General features: G+C 60.3%; 18 protein-coding genes. 15 read left to right on the top strand and 3 right to left on the bottom strand.

What is annotated here, in order from left to right; genetic code table 11:
- The first annotated feature begins 65 nt into the window (after positions 1 to 65).
- The 14 genes from AC13QY_RS16710 (at position 66) to trmB (ending at position 12,385) form a co-directional block, all read left to right on the top strand.
- Positions 66 to 557: a universal stress protein gene (locus AC13QY_RS16710; protein ID WP_095433804.1), complete on the top strand. Its 492-nt coding sequence runs from the start codon at positions 66 to 68 to the stop codon at positions 555 to 557.
- A 116-nt stretch (positions 558 to 673) separates the two neighbouring features.
- The gene (locus tag AC13QY_RS16705) at positions 674 to 1,240 is read left to right on the top strand and encodes a NifU family protein (RefSeq protein WP_069611377.1); all 567 of its coding nucleotides are present in this window, start codon (positions 674 to 676) and stop codon (positions 1,238 to 1,240) included.
- 24 nt (positions 1,241 to 1,264) lie between these two features.
- On the top strand, positions 1,265 to 1,921 hold the full coding sequence (gene tsaB / locus AC13QY_RS16700) for a tRNA (adenosine(37)-N6)-threonylcarbamoyltransferase complex dimerization subunit type 1 TsaB (RefSeq protein WP_113351314.1): 657 nt from the start codon (positions 1,265 to 1,267) through the stop codon (positions 1,919 to 1,921).
- 2 nt (positions 1,922 to 1,923) lie between these two features.
- Entirely contained in the window at positions 1,924 to 2,418 is a 495-nt protein-coding gene (locus AC13QY_RS16695; protein WP_113329994.1) for a GNAT family N-acetyltransferase, read from the top strand.
- 39 nt (positions 2,419 to 2,457) lie between these two features.
- A complete protein-coding gene (locus AC13QY_RS16690; protein WP_095433808.1) occupies positions 2,458 to 2,886 on the top strand; it encodes a Fur family transcriptional regulator in 429 nt (142 codons plus the stop codon).
- 30 nt (positions 2,887 to 2,916) lie between these two features.
- Positions 2,917 to 3,714, top strand: a complete 798-nt coding sequence (gene olsA, locus AC13QY_RS16685) for a lyso-ornithine lipid O-acyltransferase (RefSeq protein ID WP_488493668.1) — start codon at positions 2,917 to 2,919, stop codon at positions 3,712 to 3,714.
- Positions 3,715 to 3,775: 61 nt separating this feature from the next.
- A complete protein-coding gene (miaB, locus tag AC13QY_RS16680) occupies positions 3,776 to 5,188 on the top strand; it encodes a tRNA (N6-isopentenyl adenosine(37)-C2)-methylthiotransferase MiaB (RefSeq protein WP_113351312.1) in 1,413 nt (470 codons plus the stop codon).
- Positions 5,189 to 5,218: 30 nt separating this feature from the next.
- The gene (locus AC13QY_RS16675) at positions 5,219 to 6,271 is read left to right on the top strand and encodes a PhoH family protein (protein WP_069611161.1); all 1,053 of its coding nucleotides are present in this window, start codon (positions 5,219 to 5,221) and stop codon (positions 6,269 to 6,271) included.
- Between the two features lie 19 nt (positions 6,272 to 6,290).
- Positions 6,291 to 6,797, top strand: a complete 507-nt coding sequence (gene ybeY / locus AC13QY_RS16670) for an rRNA maturation RNase YbeY (protein WP_269245547.1) — start codon at positions 6,291 to 6,293, stop codon at positions 6,795 to 6,797.
- Positions 6,798 to 6,822: 25 nt separating this feature from the next.
- Positions 6,823 to 7,995 carry a hemolysin family protein gene (locus tag AC13QY_RS16665; protein ID WP_269245548.1) on the top strand — a complete coding sequence of 391 codons (1,173 nt, stop codon included), beginning with the start codon at positions 6,823 to 6,825 and terminating at the stop codon, positions 7,993 to 7,995.
- A gap of 78 nt (positions 7,996 to 8,073) precedes the next feature.
- On the top strand, positions 8,074 to 9,675 hold the full coding sequence (gene lnt / locus AC13QY_RS16660; RefSeq protein WP_269245549.1) for an apolipoprotein N-acyltransferase: 1,602 nt from the start codon (positions 8,074 to 8,076) through the stop codon (positions 9,673 to 9,675).
- A gap of 151 nt (positions 9,676 to 9,826) precedes the next feature.
- Positions 9,827 to 10,246 (top strand): helix-turn-helix domain-containing protein, encoded by a 420-nt coding sequence (locus AC13QY_RS16655; RefSeq protein ID WP_041677790.1) that lies wholly within the window; start codon positions 9,827 to 9,829, stop codon positions 10,244 to 10,246.
- Between the two features lie 187 nt (positions 10,247 to 10,433).
- Positions 10,434 to 11,687 carry a methionine adenosyltransferase gene (metK, locus tag AC13QY_RS16650; RefSeq protein ID WP_269245550.1) on the top strand — a complete coding sequence of 418 codons (1,254 nt, stop codon included), beginning with the start codon at positions 10,434 to 10,436 and terminating at the stop codon, positions 11,685 to 11,687.
- Complete coding sequence (gene trmB, locus AC13QY_RS16645; RefSeq protein WP_113330001.1) at positions 11,684 to 12,385, top strand: tRNA (guanine(46)-N(7))-methyltransferase TrmB; 702 nt, start codon at positions 11,684 to 11,686, stop codon at positions 12,383 to 12,385. Before metK ends, trmB begins: the two co-directional genes overlap by 4 nt.
- Positions 12,386 to 12,545: 160 nt before the next feature.
- Here the strand turns inward: trmB and AC13QY_RS16640 are convergent, their stop codons facing one another.
- Together AC13QY_RS16640 and AC13QY_RS16635 are read right to left on the bottom strand one after the other, a co-directional pair.
- Positions 12,546 to 12,803 (bottom strand): BQ00720 family protein, encoded by a 258-nt coding sequence (locus AC13QY_RS16640; protein WP_069611167.1) that lies wholly within the window; start codon positions 12,801 to 12,803, stop codon positions 12,546 to 12,548.
- Positions 12,804 to 12,960: 157 nt separating this feature from the next.
- Positions 12,961 to 13,392 carry an Hsp20 family protein gene (locus AC13QY_RS16635; protein ID WP_113351307.1) on the bottom strand — a complete coding sequence of 144 codons (432 nt, stop codon included), beginning with the start codon at positions 13,390 to 13,392 and terminating at the stop codon, positions 12,961 to 12,963.
- Positions 13,393 to 13,623: 231 nt separating this feature from the next.
- On the opposite strand from AC13QY_RS16635, the gene AC13QY_RS16630 reads away from it, so the two are divergent.
- A complete protein-coding gene (locus AC13QY_RS16630; protein WP_152093767.1) occupies positions 13,624 to 14,568 on the top strand; it encodes a nucleoside hydrolase in 945 nt (314 codons plus the stop codon).
- 66 nt (positions 14,569 to 14,634) lie between these two features.
- Here AC13QY_RS16630 and AC13QY_RS16625 read toward each other — a convergent pair whose 3' ends face one another.
- Positions 14,635 to 16,980, bottom strand: a complete 2,346-nt coding sequence (locus tag AC13QY_RS16625; RefSeq protein ID WP_152093766.1) for a methyl-accepting chemotaxis protein — start codon at positions 16,978 to 16,980, stop codon at positions 14,635 to 14,637.
- Between the last annotated feature and the right edge of the window lie 69 nt (positions 16,981 to 17,049).

The raw sequence follows: 17,049 nt of genomic DNA, 5'->3' as shown, positions 1-17,049 counted from the left end.
ATGCAAGCCTCTCGGTCCCAAACGGGGGCTTGCAAAACGCCGCCTTCGGGTGTCAGAGTCGCCGCATGGTTTCAAAACGTCTCTCACGGCTCGAAGGTCATCGCCGCAAGTTCATGGCGGTCATCGACGGCACGCCTGAATGCCAGCGCGCCGTCCATTATGCCGGCCGGCGCGCCAAGAATTCCAATGGCGGCCTCGTGCTGCTCTATGTGATCCCCGAGGGCGACTTCCAGCAATGGCTTGGGGTCGAGGAGATCATGCGGGCGGAAGCGCGCGAGGAGGCCGAGGCCGCAACCGCAAAGGCTGCGCAAACCGTGCGCGAAAACATCGGTATCGACGCTGAAATCGTCATCCGCGAGGGTGCTGCCGCCGAGCAGATCAATGCCGTGATTGAAGAGGATCGAGATATCGCTCTTCTCGTGCTTGCCGCCGGTTCCGCCAAGGAAGGCCCAGGCCCGCTCGTCTCGTCGATCGCCGGTCGTGCCGCTGCTTTCCCGATCCCGGTGACGGTGCTCCCGGATACGCTGAGCAATGAGGAAATCGACGCGCTGAGTTGATCGCGTGTGCCATTTCTTGAGAAACACTCTCTTGAATAGAATGGCCAAAAGGCCTATTTTCTTTTGAAATATTCTAAAGTCGGGATCGGGCGTCTGCCCGCCGCATGGAGATCAAGATGTTCATTCAGACCGAAGCGACGCCGAACCCCGCGACCCTCAAGTTCCTGCCGGGCAAAGTGGTGATGGAAAACGGCACGGCCGAGTTCCGCAGCGCCGAGGAAGCCGAAGCTTCGCCGCTCGCTGCTCGCCTCTTCGAAATCCCGGGCGTGATCGGCGTTTACTTCGGCTATGACTTCATTTCCGTCTCCAAGGAAAATCAGGAATGGCAGCATCTGAAGCCCGCCATCCTCGGTTCGATCATGGAGCACTTCATGTCCGGCAAGCCGGTCATGGGCTCGGCATCCGTTCTCTCCGAAGTGCAGGATGCCGGTGGCGAATTCTTCGATGAAGGTGACGAGGCCATCGTGCTGACCATCAAGGAGCTGCTCGATACCCGCGTTCGTCCCGCCGTTGCCCAGGATGGCGGCGACATCACCTTCCGCGGCTTCCGTGACGGCAAGGTCTACCTCAACATGAAGGGATCGTGCTCGGGCTGCCCGTCTTCCACGGCAACTCTGAAGCATGGCGTGCAGAACCTGCTGCGCCATTTCGTTCCGGAAGTGCAGGAAGTCGAAGCCGTCTAATCCCGGCCTAGCGGAAAAATTGACATGATCGTACTGGCGCTCGACACGGCAGGTGTGGATTGCGCTGCCGCTGTGTATGATAGCGGCAGTGATTCTGTGATGGGGGAGGTCACGGAAACGATCGGACGGGGGCATGCCGAGCATCTGATGCACGTTGTCGACGAGGCGCTGGCGAAAGCCGGTGTGACGCTTTCGGCCATTGAGCGTGTTGTCGTGACCGTCGGCCCCGGTTCCTTCACCGGCATCCGCATTGGCGTTGCAGCCGCGCGTGGTTTTGCACTTTCCCTCAATGTTCCAGCGGTTGGCGTCACGACCCTCGAGGTCATGGCCGCGACCGCCAGAGCGCAGAATCCGGGCAAGTCGGTTCTGGCTGCCATCGATGCCAAGCGCGAGGAGATCTATCTCCAGAGCTTCGCTGCCGATGGCAACCCGCTGGACGAGGCTCGAGCCGTGACGATCGATGAAGCGCGGGCAATCGCCGGCGCATTCGATGGCATCGTCACCGGAACGGCCGTCGCCCGGTTGAGCGACGCGCCGCCTGCGGAGCGGCCAGACGCATTTCCGATTGCCATCGTCGCCCGGCTGGGCGCTGGCAAGCCTGCCGGCGAAAAGCCGAAGCCGCTTTATCTTCGCGGACCCGATGCCAGACCGCAGGCCGGATACGCAGTTGCCAGGCAATAGACATGCTCGAATCCTATCTGACCTTGAAAGCCGAATACGAAATCGTCCCGATGGAACTGAAGGATTGCGCCGAAGTGGCGCTCCTGCATGGCGAACGCTTCCCGCGGGTATGGGACGAAACTGAATTTCAGGGTCTCCTTTCGCAGGAGACCACCTTCGGCTTCGTTGCCCGCCAGACCAATGCCATCCTTAAAAAGGCGCTTCCCGGCTTCGTGCTGGCCCGGCATGTGGCGGGCGAGGGCGAAATCCTGACAATCGCCGTCAATGCCAAACTCGGACGCTCCGGCCTTGGCTGGCGCCTCATGCAGGCGGCGTTGCGTGAAACTCGCAATCGCGGCGGCGAAACTATGTTTCTCGAAGTCGACGGCAGCAATCAGCCGGCCCTCGGCCTCTATCGCAAGCTCGGTTTCGAGACGGTCGGCGAGCGCAAGGCCTATTATGCCGGCGAAAACGGACAGAAATCGACGGCGCTTGTCATGCGCCGCGTTCTTCGCTAGTCCCTTGTCACAGTTCATTTGGACCGAAGACAGCGATTGATGGAAGACGCCGTAAAATCCCTGGAGGAGCTTTGCGCCGAGCGCGGCATGCGCATGACGGAGCAGCGCCGGGTCATTGCGCGCATCATCGAGAGCTCCGGCGATCACCCGGATGTCGAGGAGCTCTATCGCCGCTCGGTGGAAGTGGATGCGAAAATCTCGATCTCCACGGTCTACCGCACCGTCAAGCTGTTCGAGGACGCCGGCCTTCTTGCCCGCCACGATTTCCGCGATGGGCGCTCCCGCTACGAGACCGTGCCGGAAGAGCACCACGACCATCTGATCGACCTGAAGAGCGGTCAAGTGATCGAATTCCACTCGCCGGAGATCGAGGCGCTCCAGGAGCGCATCGCCCGCGAACACGGCTTCAAACTCGTCGACCACCGGCTGGAGCTTTACGGCATCCCGCTGAAGAAGGACGAAGGTTGACGTGAAGGCTTTCATGCAGGAGCGAGCGATTTGATGACCTGGCTGCGCATCGGCTGTGCCGCCGTGGTTATTTGTGTCGTCAGCGCGGTGATGCTGCCGCTGCAGATCCTCTGTCTGCGCTTTGACTGGAAGCTCCGGCGCTATCTGCCGCGCTACTGGCATCGCATCGTATGCTATTGGCTTGGTGTCCGCATCCATGTGATCGGCAAGATGGAGACGAGCCGGCCTCTCATGCTGGCCTCCAACCATTCGTCCTGGCTCGATATTCTCGTGCTTTCAGCAGTGGCCGATGTCTCCTTCATCGCCAAGTCGGAAGTGCGGGACTGGCCGATCTTCGGGCTTTTCGCGCAGTGGCAGAAAAGCGTCTTCGTCGAGCGCGAGCAAAAGCGCAAGACCGGCGCGCAGGTGAACGAAATCGCCGACCGTATGGGAGACGGCGAGATCATGGTGCTTTTCCCCGAAGGCACGACTTCGGATGGCAATCGCCTGCTCGAAGTCAAGTCCTCGCTGTTCGGCGCGGCCGCTGCCGCCCTGCCGAAAGCGCCCGACGGCGTCGTACATGTCCAGCCGGTCGCGGTCGCCTATACCCACGTCCATGGAACGCCCATGGGCCGCTATTATCGCCCGCTGACGGCATGGCCTGGCGATATCGAGCTCGTGCCGCATCTGAAAGGCATCATCCAGTGCGGTGCCATCGATGTCGACGTCTGCTTTGGCGAGGCGGTAGATTATCGCGCCGGCACCAATCGCAAGGAAGTGAGCGCCACCATTGCGCGGCGTATCCGCAATATGCTCGCAAGCCGCCTGCTCGGGCGCGAGATCGCCTGATTTCCAGGTGATTCCAACTTTTCCATTTTCTCCGAAAGCAAAAGCCACTACATAGCGGCCCATGACCAAGGACAGCCTAACCCTCGACGCCCCGGCGGCCGACGCTTTGCAGCTCGGTCCCCGCGATGGCTCCAACAGCCGCAAGGTTTTCATCAAGACCTACGGCTGCCAGATGAACGTCTATGATTCCACGCGGATGAGCGATGCCCTTTCCCGCGACGGCTATGAGCCGACCGAGGACATGGAGGAGGCCGATCTCGTCCTTTTGAACACCTGCCACATCCGCGAGAAGGCGGCCGAAAAGGTCTATTCCGCGCTTGGCCGCCTACGCGAAATGAAGAAGCGCAAGGCCGCCGACGGCCGCGAGATGATGATCGGCGTCACTGGCTGCGTCGCGCAAGCCGAGGGCGAGGAAATCCTGCGCCGCGCGCCTGCCGTCGATGTCGTCATCGGCCCGCAAACGTATCATCGCCTGCCGGACGCGCTGCGTCGCGCCAAGGAAGGCCAGCGCGTCGTCGATACCGAATACGCGATCGAGGACAAGTTCGAACACCTGCCGATCGCAGAGAAGACGAAGATACGTGCCCGCGGCGTCACTGCCTTTCTGACGGTGCAGGAAGGCTGCGACAAGTTCTGCACCTTCTGTGTCGTTCCCTATACCCGCGGCTCCGAAGTCTCCCGCCCGGTCGCGCAGATCGTCGAAGAGGCCGAGAAGCTGGTCGATGGCGGCGTGCGCGAAATCACGCTGCTCGGCCAGAACGTCAACGCATGGCACGGCATCGGCCCAAAGGGCGAAGCCTGGAGCCTCGGCGATCTCCTTTATCGCCTGGCAGAGATCCCCGGCCTCGCACGCCTGCGCTACACGACCAGCCACCCGCGCGACATGGACGACCGCCTCATCGGCGCCCATCGCGACCTGCGCACGCTGATGCCCTATCTGCATCTGCCCGTTCAGGCGGGCTCCGACCGCATCCTGAAGGCGATGAACAGGCGGCATACGGCCGCGGAATATCTGACGCTCATCGAGAAGATCCGCACTGCACGCCCGGATATCGCTCTTTCGGGCGATTTCATCGTCGGCTTCCCGGGGGAGACAGACCAGGATTTTGAGGATACACTGAAGCTTATCGAGGAGGTGAATTATGCACAGGCCTTCTCGTTCAAATATTCCACGCGGCCGGGCACACCCGGCGCGGAATTGAAGGATCAGGTGCCCGAAGAGGTCAAGACCGAGCGGCTGGAGCGTTTGCAGGCATTGTTGCTGAAGCAGCAGCATGCGTTTGCCGAGGCCTGTGTGGGCAAAACAGTGGATATCCTTCTGGAAAAGCCGGGCCGGATGCCGGGCCAGTTGATTGGACGCTCTCCCTGGCTGCAGTCTGTGAATGTTGATGCAAAAGCATCGCAAATCGGTGACATTATTAACGTACGAATCACCGGAACCAGCACCAACAGCCTTTTTGCTGAATTGCTCTAGGTTCCGGACGGGCACAAGGAGCCGCACCGCTTGAACGGACAGGAATTGGTTTCTTCTTCATCGCGCCAGCCCCGCACCGCGAGCGACGCCAATCACTTCACCCTGACGTTCGAGAATAATCGGTTCGCCAGTGAGCTTTTCGGGCAGTTCGACCAGAATTTGAAGCTGCTTGAGGAGCGCCTCGGCATTGATGCGCGTGCTCGCGGCAATTCCGTCGTCATCACAGGCGATGTGCTGGCCACCAATCAGGCACGCCGCACGCTCGATTATCTCTATGACAAGCTGCAAAAAGGCGGCAATGTGGAGCGTTCCGATGTGGAAGGGGCAATCCGCATGGCGGTTGCCGCCGACGACCAATTGACGCTGCCGACCATGGAGAGAAAAGCCAAGTTGACGATGGCGCAGATTTCAACGCGCAAGAAGACGATCATTGCGCGGACGCCGACCCAGGATGCCTATATGCGGGCGCTGGAGCGGTCCGAGCTCGTCCTCGGTGTCGGACCTGCCGGTACGGGCAAGACCTATCTCGCCGTCGCGCACGCCGCCCAGCTTCTGGAGCGCGGTGCCGTTGAAAAGATCATCCTGTCGCGCCCGGCCGTCGAAGCCGGCGAGCGGCTCGGCTTCCTGCCTGGCGACATGAAGGAAAAGGTCGATCCATACCTGCGCCCGCTCTATGACGCGCTTTACGACATGATGCCCGGCGACAAGGTCGAGCGTGCTATCACGGCAGGCGTCATTGAGATCGCGCCGCTCGCCTTCATGCGTGGCCGCACGCTCTCCAATGCCGCCGTTATCCTCGATGAGGCGCAGAACACGACATCCATGCAGATGAAGATGTTTCTGACGCGTCTCGGCGAGAACTCGCGGATGATTGTGACGGGCGACCCAAGCCAGATCGACTTGCCGCGCGGCGTCAAATCCGGCCTCGTGGAAGCGCTGCAGCTGCTGGATGGCGTCGAGGGCATCACCATCGTCCGCTTCAAGGATACGGACGTCGTCCGCCATCCGCTGGTGGCGCGCATCGTCCGGGCCTACGATTCCACCTATGCCGCAAAGGCAGAGGAAAGCGATCCGCAGATCTGATCTGCGGTTACGAAAGCTCATGGCCGAACTCGATATACAGATCAGCGTGGAGGAGGGCGATTGGCCCTCCGAAGAGATGTTGCAGTCGCTTGCCGAGCGGGTGCTGGGCGAAGCTGCAAATTATCTCAAGAAGCACGAGAAGCAGCCATTTCCAAAAATGGCCCCTGAATTGTCGCTGGTCTTTACTGACGACGCTTCGATCCGCGAGATCAATGCGGAATGGCGCTCTCAGGACAAGGCGACGAACGTTCTGTCCTTTCCAGCTTTTCCGCTCGAACCGGGCGGTAAGCCCGGCCCGATGCTGGGCGATATCATCATCGCCAGGGAGACGGTGGAGCGTGAGGCGGTGGATCTCGAAAAGAGTTTTGACGACCATCTGACGCATTTGATGGTGCATGGTTTCTTGCATCTCTTCGGCTACGACCATATGAATAATAGCGAAGCCGAAAGAATGGAGGGGCTGGAGACTCGCATTTTGGCTAGTCTTGGCCTATCTGATCCCTATGCGGGACAAGACCCCATTTGATCTGAACCCTGTCTGACCAGGAACAATGAGCGACTTTACGACAAGATCGGCCCCCGAGGCCAAAGACGGAGCCGACGCAGCCTCCTCCGACGAGGTAGGCAGTAGTAGCAACGGCAAGCGATCCCACTCTTCATTCTGGGCACGTGCCGCGCGGATTCTGCGCCCGGCGCAGGACGCCGCCCGCTTGCGCGAGGACCTTGCCGACGCGTTGATGACCAACGCTGCCGGTGATGATGCCTTTTCGCCCGATGAGCGTGCAATGCTGCACAACATCCTGCGCTTCCGCGAGGTGCGCGTCGAGGATGTCATGGTGCCGCGCGCCGATATCGAGGCCGTGGATCAGAACATCACCATCGGCGAGCTGATGATCCTCTTCGAGGAAAGCGGCCGCTCGCGCATGCCCGTCTATGCCGACACGCTCGATGATCCGCGCGGCATGGTGCATATCCGCGACCTGCTGTCCTATGTCGCCAAACAGGCCCGCAACAAGCGCCGCAGCGGCAGTGCTAAGTCGGCGGCTGCTGCAACGGCTGCACCTGCAGCCGAAAAGCCGGCACGCTCGGCCAAGCCGAACTTCGATCTGTCGCGGGTCGATCTGCAGAAGACGCTGGTCGAGGCTGGTATCATCCGCAAGATCCTGTTCGTGCCGCCTTCGATGCTTGCCTCCGATCTCCTGCGCCGCATGCAGGTCAACCGAACGCAGATGGCCCTCGTCATCGATGAATACGGTGGCACGGACGGCCTGGCGTCGCATGAGGACATCGTCGAAATGGTCGTCGGCGATATCGATGACGAGCACGACGACGAAGAAGTGATGTTCAAGCGCGTCTCCGAGGATGTCTTCGTAGCCGACGCCCGTGTCGAGCTGGAGGAGATCGCAGCCGCGATCGGTCCGGATTTCGACATCGCCGAGCAGGTGGACGAGGTGGACACGCTCGGCGGCCTGATCTTCTCCGCGCTGGGCCGCATTCCGGTGCGTGGCGAGCTGGTGCAGGCGCTTCCCGGTTTCGAATTCCATATTCTCGATGCCGATCCGCGCCGCATCAAGCGGGTGCGCATCACGCGTAAGCGTCACGCCGCCCGCCGCCGCCCGACCGTCAAGCTGGAAGGCGATGCCGGTACGCCGGAGCGCGATTTGCCGGCACCGGAAACGATCGCCGAAGAAACGCGGGCCGAGCGTGACGCCGCCCGCCAATAAATGGCGTGAGAGCGGGACAAATCGCTGCATTTTTGAAAGACTGCGCCCAATTGATTCGCGATTGGACGGAGCTGACGCATGGAATGGCTTTCGGGCAGGGTGATCCTCGTCTGGGGTTTCAAACGTGCGTTGCTTACGGTCTTGGCCGGTGCCATCGGCGTGCTGGCGCTGCCGCCTTTCGGCTTCTTCGCGGCAATGTTCGTCTCGTTCACGCTGCTCGTCTGGCTGCTGGATGGCGTTGCTGCCGGCCCGGATAGCGGTCTGCTCGGGCGCCTCTGGCCGGCTTTCTTCACCGGCTGGCTGTTCGGCTTCGGCTATTTTGTCGCCGGCCTCTGGTGGCTCGGCCATGCGCTGCTGATCGATGCCGATGAGTTCGCCTGGGCGCTGCCGCTGGCAATCCTCGGCCTGCCGGCCTTTCTGGCCGTCTTTTACGGCGTCGCGACCGTGCTTGCACGGGTTCTCTGGTCCGACGGCATGGGGCGTATCGCCGCGCTTGCCTTCAGTTTCGGTATCCTGGAATGGCTGCGCAGCTTTCTTTTCACCGGCTTTCCCTGGAATGCAATCGGCTATGGCGCCATGCCCATTCCGCTGATGATGCAGTCGGCGCATGTCGTCGGCGTGCTCGGAGTGACCGTGCTTGCCGTCTTCGTCTTTGCGACACCTGCGCTGCTCGGCACGCGCCAGGGGCGGGTGCCGGCGATCGGCCTTGCTGTCCTCATCGCCGCCGCTCATTTCGGTTATGGTTATTACGCATTGGGCCAGCCGGAAGCGCCGTTGGCCGATGCCAAGACGGCACCTGTGGTACGTATCGTTCAGCCGTCCATCGACCAGGAAACCAAGATGGATACGGCCGCCGACCGTGCCGCCATCTTCGACAAGCATTTGGCGCTCTCGGTCCAGCCGCCTGCCAATGGCGGCAAACGGCCCGACATCATTGTCTGGCCGGAAACGGCCGTGCCCTTCATCCTCACCGATAACCGCGATGCGCTGGCGCGGATTGCCGATCAGCTCGAAGACGATCAGATCCTGATCACCGGCGCCGTCCGCGTCGAAGACATGGGGCCGGGAGTCGAGCCGCGCTATTACAATTCGATCTATGTCATCGACGGTCGCGGACAGATCATCGGTGCGTCCGACAAGACCCATCTCGTCCCCTTCGGCGAATACGTGCCCTTCGAGCACATTCTGAGCTATCTCGGCATCGAGAACGTCGTGGAACTGCCGGGAGGGTTTTCAGCGGCCGCCAAACGGGAATTGCTGAGCATGCCGGATGGCCTGAAATTCTATCCGCTGATCTGTTACGAGATCATTTTTCCGAACGAGATGACTCCGGAGATCCAGCAGGCCGACGCCATCTTGAACGTCACGAACGACGGCTGGTTCGGCGATACGCCTGGCCCATACCAGCATTTCCAGCAGGCAAGGGTGAGGGCGGTGGAGCAGGGGCTGCCGTTGATTCGAAGCGCCAATACCGGCATTTCAGCATTTGTTGATGCACACGGACGGGTGCTTTCCGGTATCGATTATAATCAGCAAGGCTTTATAGATACTACTTTGGGTGGCGCAACCGTATCGCGCATCGACGATAAAGCCAGAAAAACATACTTTTGGTTGATCATCGGAGCAGTCGGCATGATTGCCGTGATTTCGCGCATGGGTTTTATTTTCAGGGTGAATTGACCAAAAAACCCTAAAATTGCATAGTGCTAGATGTCCGCCTTTCGAACGTAGACTGGAGGCCTTGGGGGCGTCGGCTGCAACGTGGCGTTATAGGGGTGGTGAAGGGTACCGGGTGGCAGGTCCTGAATTCAACCTATGTTAGGGTAAAATGATGATTGAGAATAAAAAGAAGCCGAACCCCATCGACATTCATGTCGGTAGCCGCATACGCCTCCGCCGCACGATGCTTGGCATGAGCCAGGAGAAGCTCGGCGAAAGCCTCGGAATCACGTTTCAACAAATCCAGAAATACGAAAAAGGCACCAACCGCGTTGGCGCCAGCCGCCTCCAGAATATCTCCAGCATCCTCAATGTCCCGGTTTCCTTCTTTTTCGAGGATGCGCCGGGCGAACACGCGGCCGGTGCGGGCGGCATGGCAGAGGCGTCCAGCTCCAACTACGTCGTCGACTTTCTGTCGTCTTCCGAAGGATTGCAGCTCAACCGCGCCTTCGTGAAAATTTCCGATGGCAAGGTCCGACGCAAGGTTGTCGAGCTGGTCAAGGCGCTCGCGGCCGAGGCGGATGCCGAATAACCCTTCGAAGCGGGGTTAAACCGACAAAGTCGAGAGGCGGTCATTTTGGCCGCCTTTTCGCTATTTACGGCAAAATTTTATCACTTGAACGGGGATATAAAGATATATTTATGTCCTTGTGCGGCTTGTTTTTCGAGGCGGAGACGAATATCAAAAGCAGAGATTTGTTCTTTGAGGGGAATCCCGCATGCGCGCGAATTATCTGTTTACGAGTGAGTCTGTTGCCGAAGGTCACCCGGATAAAGTTTGTGACCGCATTTCCGATGAAATCGTCGATCTGGTTTACCGCGAGGCTGCAAAGACCGGCGTAAACCCATGGACCGTGCGCATTGCATGCGAGACCCTTGCCACCACCAATCGCGTCGTCATCGCCGGTGAAGTGCGTTTGCCGCCGAGCCTGATGAAGAAGGACAAGGATGGCAACGACGTCATCAATCCTTCGAAGTTCAAGGCTGCCGCACGCCGCGCCATTAAGGATATCGGCTACGAGCAGGACGGCTTCCACTGGAAGAAGGCCCGCATCGACGTGCTCCTGCATTCGCAATCTGCCGATATCGCCCAGGGCGTCGACAATGCCGCCGACCAGCAGGGCGACGAAGGTGCTGGCGACCAGGGCATCATGTTCGGCTACGCCTGCAAGGAAACGCCTGATCTCATGCCGGCGCCGATCTACTATTCGCACAAGATTCTGCAGCTGCTCGCTACCGCCCGCAAGAAGGGCGATGGTGAAGTTGCCAAGCTCGGCCCGGACGCCAAGAGCCAGGTGACGGTCCGTTACGTCGACGGCAAGCCCTCCGAAGTCACTTCGATCGTGCTGTCCACCCAGCATCTCGACGACAGCTGGGATTCGAAGAAAGTTCGCTCCGTCGTCGAGCCCTACATCATCGAAGCGCTCGGCGACCTGAAGATCGCCTCCGATTGCAAGTGGTACATCAATCCCACGGGCAAGTTCGTCATCGGCGGTCCGGACGGCGACGCCGGCCTCACCGGCCGCAAGATCATCGTCGACACCTACGGCGGCGCAGCCCCGCATGGCGGCGGTGCCTTCTCGGGCAAGGACACGACCAAGGTCGACCGTTCCGCGGCCTATGCTGCGCGCTACCTCGCAAAGAACGTCGTTGCCGCCGGTCTTTCCGACCGCTGCACGATCCAGCTGTCCTACGCCATCGGCGTGGCACAGCCGCTGTCGATCTATGTCGATCTGCACGGCACGGGCAAAGGCGTCACCGAGGACCAGGTCGAAGCGGCCATCCGCAAGAACATGGATCTTTCGCCGACCGGCATCCGCCGCCACCTCGACCTCAACAAGCCGATCTACGCCAAGACTTCGGCTTACGGTCACTTCGGCCGCAAGGCTGGCCGTGACGGTTCCTTCTCCTGGGAGCGTACGGACCTGGTGAAGGCTCTCAAGGACGCCGTAAAGCTTCGGGAAGCCGCATGATCGATACCGAGCGCCGGTCGCGGGCGACGGAAGCATTCTTCGGCCGGCGCAAGGGTAAAGCCTTGCGCGGCCAGCAGGCTGAAAAGCTGGAAGCATTGCTGCCGCAGTTCATCGTCGACCTTTCCGCCCCGGCGCCGCAGCCGCTGAACGACCTTTTCCCGGTGCCGACCGAGCGTCTGCGCCTCGAAATCGGTTTCGGCGGTGGAGAGCATCTGATTCACCGGGCGCTGGAGCAGCCAAAGACCGGCTTCATCGGCGTGGAACCTTTCGTCAACTCGATGCAGAAGTTGCTTGCTAGCGTCGACGACGCCGGTGCACGCAATATTCGCGTCTACAATGACGACGCGACGCAGGTACTGGATTGGCTGCCTGACGGCTGCCTAGATCAGATCGATCTGCTCTATCCTGATCCCTGGCCGAAGAAGAAGCACTGGAAGCGCCGTTTCGTCTCTCGGGTGAATCTTGCCCGCTTCCATCGCGTCCTGAAGCCCGGCGCGCTCTTCTGCTTCGCCTCCGATATCGACACCTACGTCAATTGGACGCTGCAGCATTGCCAGGCGCATGGCGGCTTCGAGTGGACCGCGCAGAACGCCGCCGACTGGCTGACGCCCTATGAGGGCTGGCCGAGCACGCGCTACGAAGCGAAGGCCAGGCGCGAAGGGCGCTCGTCGGCCTATCTGACCTTCAAGAGGGTCTGATCGCCCAATGACGGGCGAGAATTTCAGATTGAAATATTCACACTATCCTGCGTGACGACCGCCGTTGGGCGGTCTGGATCATGCGCGCGCGTTGCCAGGTGGGGCCGGTTCGATGCGGTCCTTGCGGACGGTGACGTTCACCGTCGGGCGACGCTCATGGTCAGTGCAAGCTGACCGTCTTCAATTCGTCCTCGGCAGCACGATAGAAGGTGCTGGAACGATTATCCGTCAAGAGGATCGGGGTGCCGTCGGCGCCAAAAAGCGCCCAGAGATCCACATCTGGATCTATATCGGGCGCTTCCGGGAAGCAGCGGGATACTTCGGACCAATCCATTTTTCTGATGTAGGCGACCTCACCGGTGCCGATATTGGCAAGTTCGGATTGGGTCAGGCGGGCGGTGGCTTCTTTTAACAACATGCTCGTACCTCCAGTATGAGGGACCAACGGCTCCAGAGCATGATGACCAAAAGTGTGAGCGGCTTTTAGGTGACGTCGTGCTCTAGTTCTTTGATTCTAGAGCCGATTCAGACTTCAGACCGATTCGGCCTGAATCATGCGGCTCTAGGCCGTTGTTCTACTGTGAGACCGAAATGTTAATTTTCTTTACCACGCGGTCCGGTTCCGGCCGAATGAGATCGACGGAGAGCAGACCGTTCTTCAGCGTGGCGCCGAGCACCTGCATGCCATCGGCAAGGACGAAAACACGTTGGAATTGCCGGGCAGCGATGCCCCGGTAGAGATAGTCGCGCTCGCCCTGCTCCATCTGACGTCCGCGGATCAGCAGCTGGTTCTCTTCCGTGGTGACATCAAGCTCATCCTCGGAAAAGCCGGCGACCGCCAGCGTGATGCGCAGACGTTCCGGCTCGCCCGACAGGCGGTCCGCGCGCATTCTTTCGATATTATAGGGAGGGTAACCGTCGCTGACCTTGGCAATCCGCTCAAGCGTCTTTTCCATAGTGTCGAAGCCCAGAAGCAGCGGGCTGGCAAAGGGAGTCGTCCGGCTCATCGTCTCAAAGTCCCTGGGTGTCAAGCGACCGTTCCGGACCTGATCTTCAGCACCCGGTTGTCCCTAATATGGGAGTACGCGCCTGCGAGTGCAAGCCATGAGGTCTTCGCATTTGCGAGATCGAATTCCGTGGTGAAAAATCGTTTTGTGACATGACGAGCGAGCGCTTGACAAAGCCGGACCGGACCCGCGACAAAGCCTGTCGATCTGCACCGGAGGAAAGTTGAAGACATGACCGAACCTAGAAAAATCATCATCGATACCGACCCCGGTCAGGATGACGCTGCGGCGATCTTTCTCGCCTTCGGCAGCCGCGAGGAGATCGAGGTGCTCGGCATCACGACGGTTGCCGGCAACGTGCCGCTGCCGCTGACCAGCCGCAACGCCCGCATCGTCTGCGAGCTCTGCAATCGCCGCGACGTCAAGGTGTTTGCCGGCGCTGATGCGCCGCTGAAGCGCAAACTGGTCACGGCCGAACATGTGCATGGCAAGACCGGCCTCGATGGCCCCGAACTGTCCGAGCCGACAATGGAACTGCAGCCGGGCCACGCCGTCGATTTCATCATCGACACGCTGCGCAAGGAACCGGAAGGCGCCGTGACCCTTTGCACGCTCGGGCCGCTGACCAATATCGCAATGGCTTTCCAAAAAGCGCCTGACATCGTCGGCCGCGTGCGCGAGCTCGTGATGATGGGCGGCGGCTTCTTCGAGGGCGGCAACATCACGCCGGCCGCCGAGTTCAACATCTATGTCGATCCGGAGGCGGCAGATGTCGTGTTCCGTTCGGGCGTTCCCATCGTCATGATGCCACTCGATGTCACCCATAAGCTGCTGACGCGAAAAGATCGCGTCGAGCGCATCGCCGCCGTCGGCACGCCGCCTGCCAACGCCATGGTCGAAATGCTGCAATTCTTCGAGCGCTTCGATATCGAGAAATACGGTTCGGACGGCGGTCCGCTGCATGACCCGACCGTCATCGCCTACCTTCTGAAGCCTGAGCTCTTCAAGGGTCGCGAATGCAATGTCGAGATCGAGGTGACATCGGAACTGACCGTCGGCATGACCGTCGTCGACTGGTGGCACGTTACCGACCGCAAGCGCAACGCCAAGGTCATGCGCGATGTCGATGCCGATGGCTTCTTCGCGCTTCTGACGGAGCGCTTCGCTCGCATCTGATCAAGATCTATGCAAAAGGCCGCCGGAGCGATCCGGCGGCCTTTTGCATCTCATTTAGTCGATAGTTCAAAACTCTTCCCATTCGTCCTGGGCGAGTGCATTGGCGCCCTGGGTCTGCGGAATTGCTTTACGTGCCGGTGCACTAACGGCCGCTGCCGGTCTGCGCGGTGTAACCGGAGCCCGCATCTGCTGAGCAGTCGCCCGCAATGCGCTGGCGTTGTCCTGGGCAGCACGGCCGGTGCGGAAGCGTGCAACGAGCGCTCTGAGCGATTGGGCTTCCTCGGCAAGCGCGACGCTCGAAGCGGTGGTTTCCTCGACCATTGCGGCATTCTGCTGAGTGACCTGATCCATCTGGTTCATGGCCGAGTTGATTTCCTTCAGGCCGATCGCCTGCTCGCTCGCGGAAGCGGAGATCTGACGGATCAAGCCGTTGATCTCCATGACCTGCTGGGCAATCTTGTGAAGGGCATCGCCCGTGCGGCCGACAAGATCGACGCCTTCCTTGACCTGTCCCGCCGAGGCGTTGATCAAAGTCTTGATCTCCTTGGCGGCATTGGCCGAGCGCTGGGCCAGCTCGCGCACTTCCTGCGCGACAACGGCAAAGCCTTTGCCGGCCTCTCCGGCACGGGCCGCTTCCACGCCGGCATTGAGTGCCAGAAGGTTGGTCTGGAAGGCGATTTCGTCGATAACGCCGATAATGCGCGACACCTCCTGCGACGATTGCTCGATGCCGTGCATGGAGGCGATAGCCTTTTGCACGATCTCGCCGGAATGCTCGGCATCCTCTGATGCGGCATTGACGCTGCTGGCCGCCGTGCGTGCATTTTCGGCGCTGGAATTGACCTGCGCGGTCAGCTCGTTGAGGGCTGCCGCAGTCTCTTCCAGGCTTGCCGCCTGCTGTTCGGTGCGGCGGGCGAGGTCCGAGGCACTGTTGCTGATTTCGCCCGTGCCACTGCCGATATTGCCGACGCTGACATTGACGGTATGAACCGTCTCCTCGAGGCTCGCCAGCGCGGCATTGAAGTCCTGCTTGAGCTGGGCATATTCGCCGGGGAAATCGTCCGTGATCCGTTGAGTGAGGTTGCCCTTGGAGAGCTCAGCGAGGCTTTGGCCGAGAATGCTGACGATATGGCGCTGCAGGGCGACGCTCTCGTTGCGTTCGCTCTCCGAGCGGCGGCGTTCGCCCTCGGCAGCCAGGCGCTGGTCGTTGGCTTCACTTTCGAGACGCTTGGTGTCGGCAAGCGCAAAGCGGAAACCTTCCAGAGCCTTGGCGACCGAGCCAACTTCGTCTGCGCCGGCCTGGCCGGCGACCGGTTCGGCATAATTGCCGGTGCTGAGGCGATTGACGCTTGCGACAAGACCGGCAAGTGGCTTCTGAACGAAGCCGCGCACGGCGGCATAGAGCGCCAACATGACTGCAGCCAGCACGATGAAGCCGGAGACGATCATCATATAGGTCTGATCCCGGACCGGCGCTGCAATTGCGCTGTGCGGAACGTCGATCAGAACGACCCAGGTGGCGTTCAGGCCGGGAACGGCGAAGGGATAGACGACACGGTCGAATTCTTCGCTACCGTCTTCGGAGAGGTTTCTGAGGATGCTTGCGGACGAGGAGGTCAGCGCGGCCTTGATGGTGTCGGCGCCGGAACCATTATAGTCCTTCATCAGCAGGTTCGCGTTCGGCGCGACCAACCACTTGTTATCCTGCGAAACGAGCAGCACGCGGCCGGTGCCGAACGGCTGCAGCTTCTGAAGCTTAGTGGAAAGCGAAGCAAGGGAGATGTCGACACCTGCGACGCCGATCAGCTTGCCGCCCGACATGACGGGGTAGGCGATCGAGCTCATGGTCGTCGGAACGTCTGTGCCTTCGGCCATATAGGGCGGGGTGATTGCGCCCTTGCCGCTCGTGGCGGCGAGCTTCCACCAGGCAGCGGTATAATCGTTATCGAACGTGGAGAATTGGATGCCGCCATCCTTGGTCTTTGACCAATAGGGTGTAAAGGCGCCTTTGTCGTTGACACCCTGATCCTTGTTGTTGGCAAGCTCCGTCGTTTTACCGTCGAAGGTGCCGAGCTGTTCGCAGAACCAGCTGCCGAAGGCAAAAGCATTCTGTTCGACATTCGCCTTGAGGATATTGATGATGCCTTTGCGATCGAAGGTGTGACCTTCGTGACCGCGGCCGAGGATACCAGCCATGGAGCGGGCGGCGCTCGCCAGTTCGCCGACATTTGCCGCAATCTCATTGGAAATGGACTTGGCCTCGGTATTCGCCTGATCCATCGTCAGCGTCTCGACGCGATCGCGGGTTTGAGAAATCAGCAGAAAATTGGAAATCAGCAGAACGAGTGCGATCGCCAGTCCAGTGACCAAGATGAGTTTGGCCGCAAGCGACTTCATACGAAAGATGAACATCATTTCCTCGAAAAAGCGATGCGTCGGATACACATTATCCGAATGCAAGGTCGGCGCAGGATGGCCCTG

It is taken from the genome of Martinezella sp. CNPSo 3795 (assembly GCF_057784475.1).
This window is presented reverse-complemented; position numbering and strand designations above follow the sequence as displayed.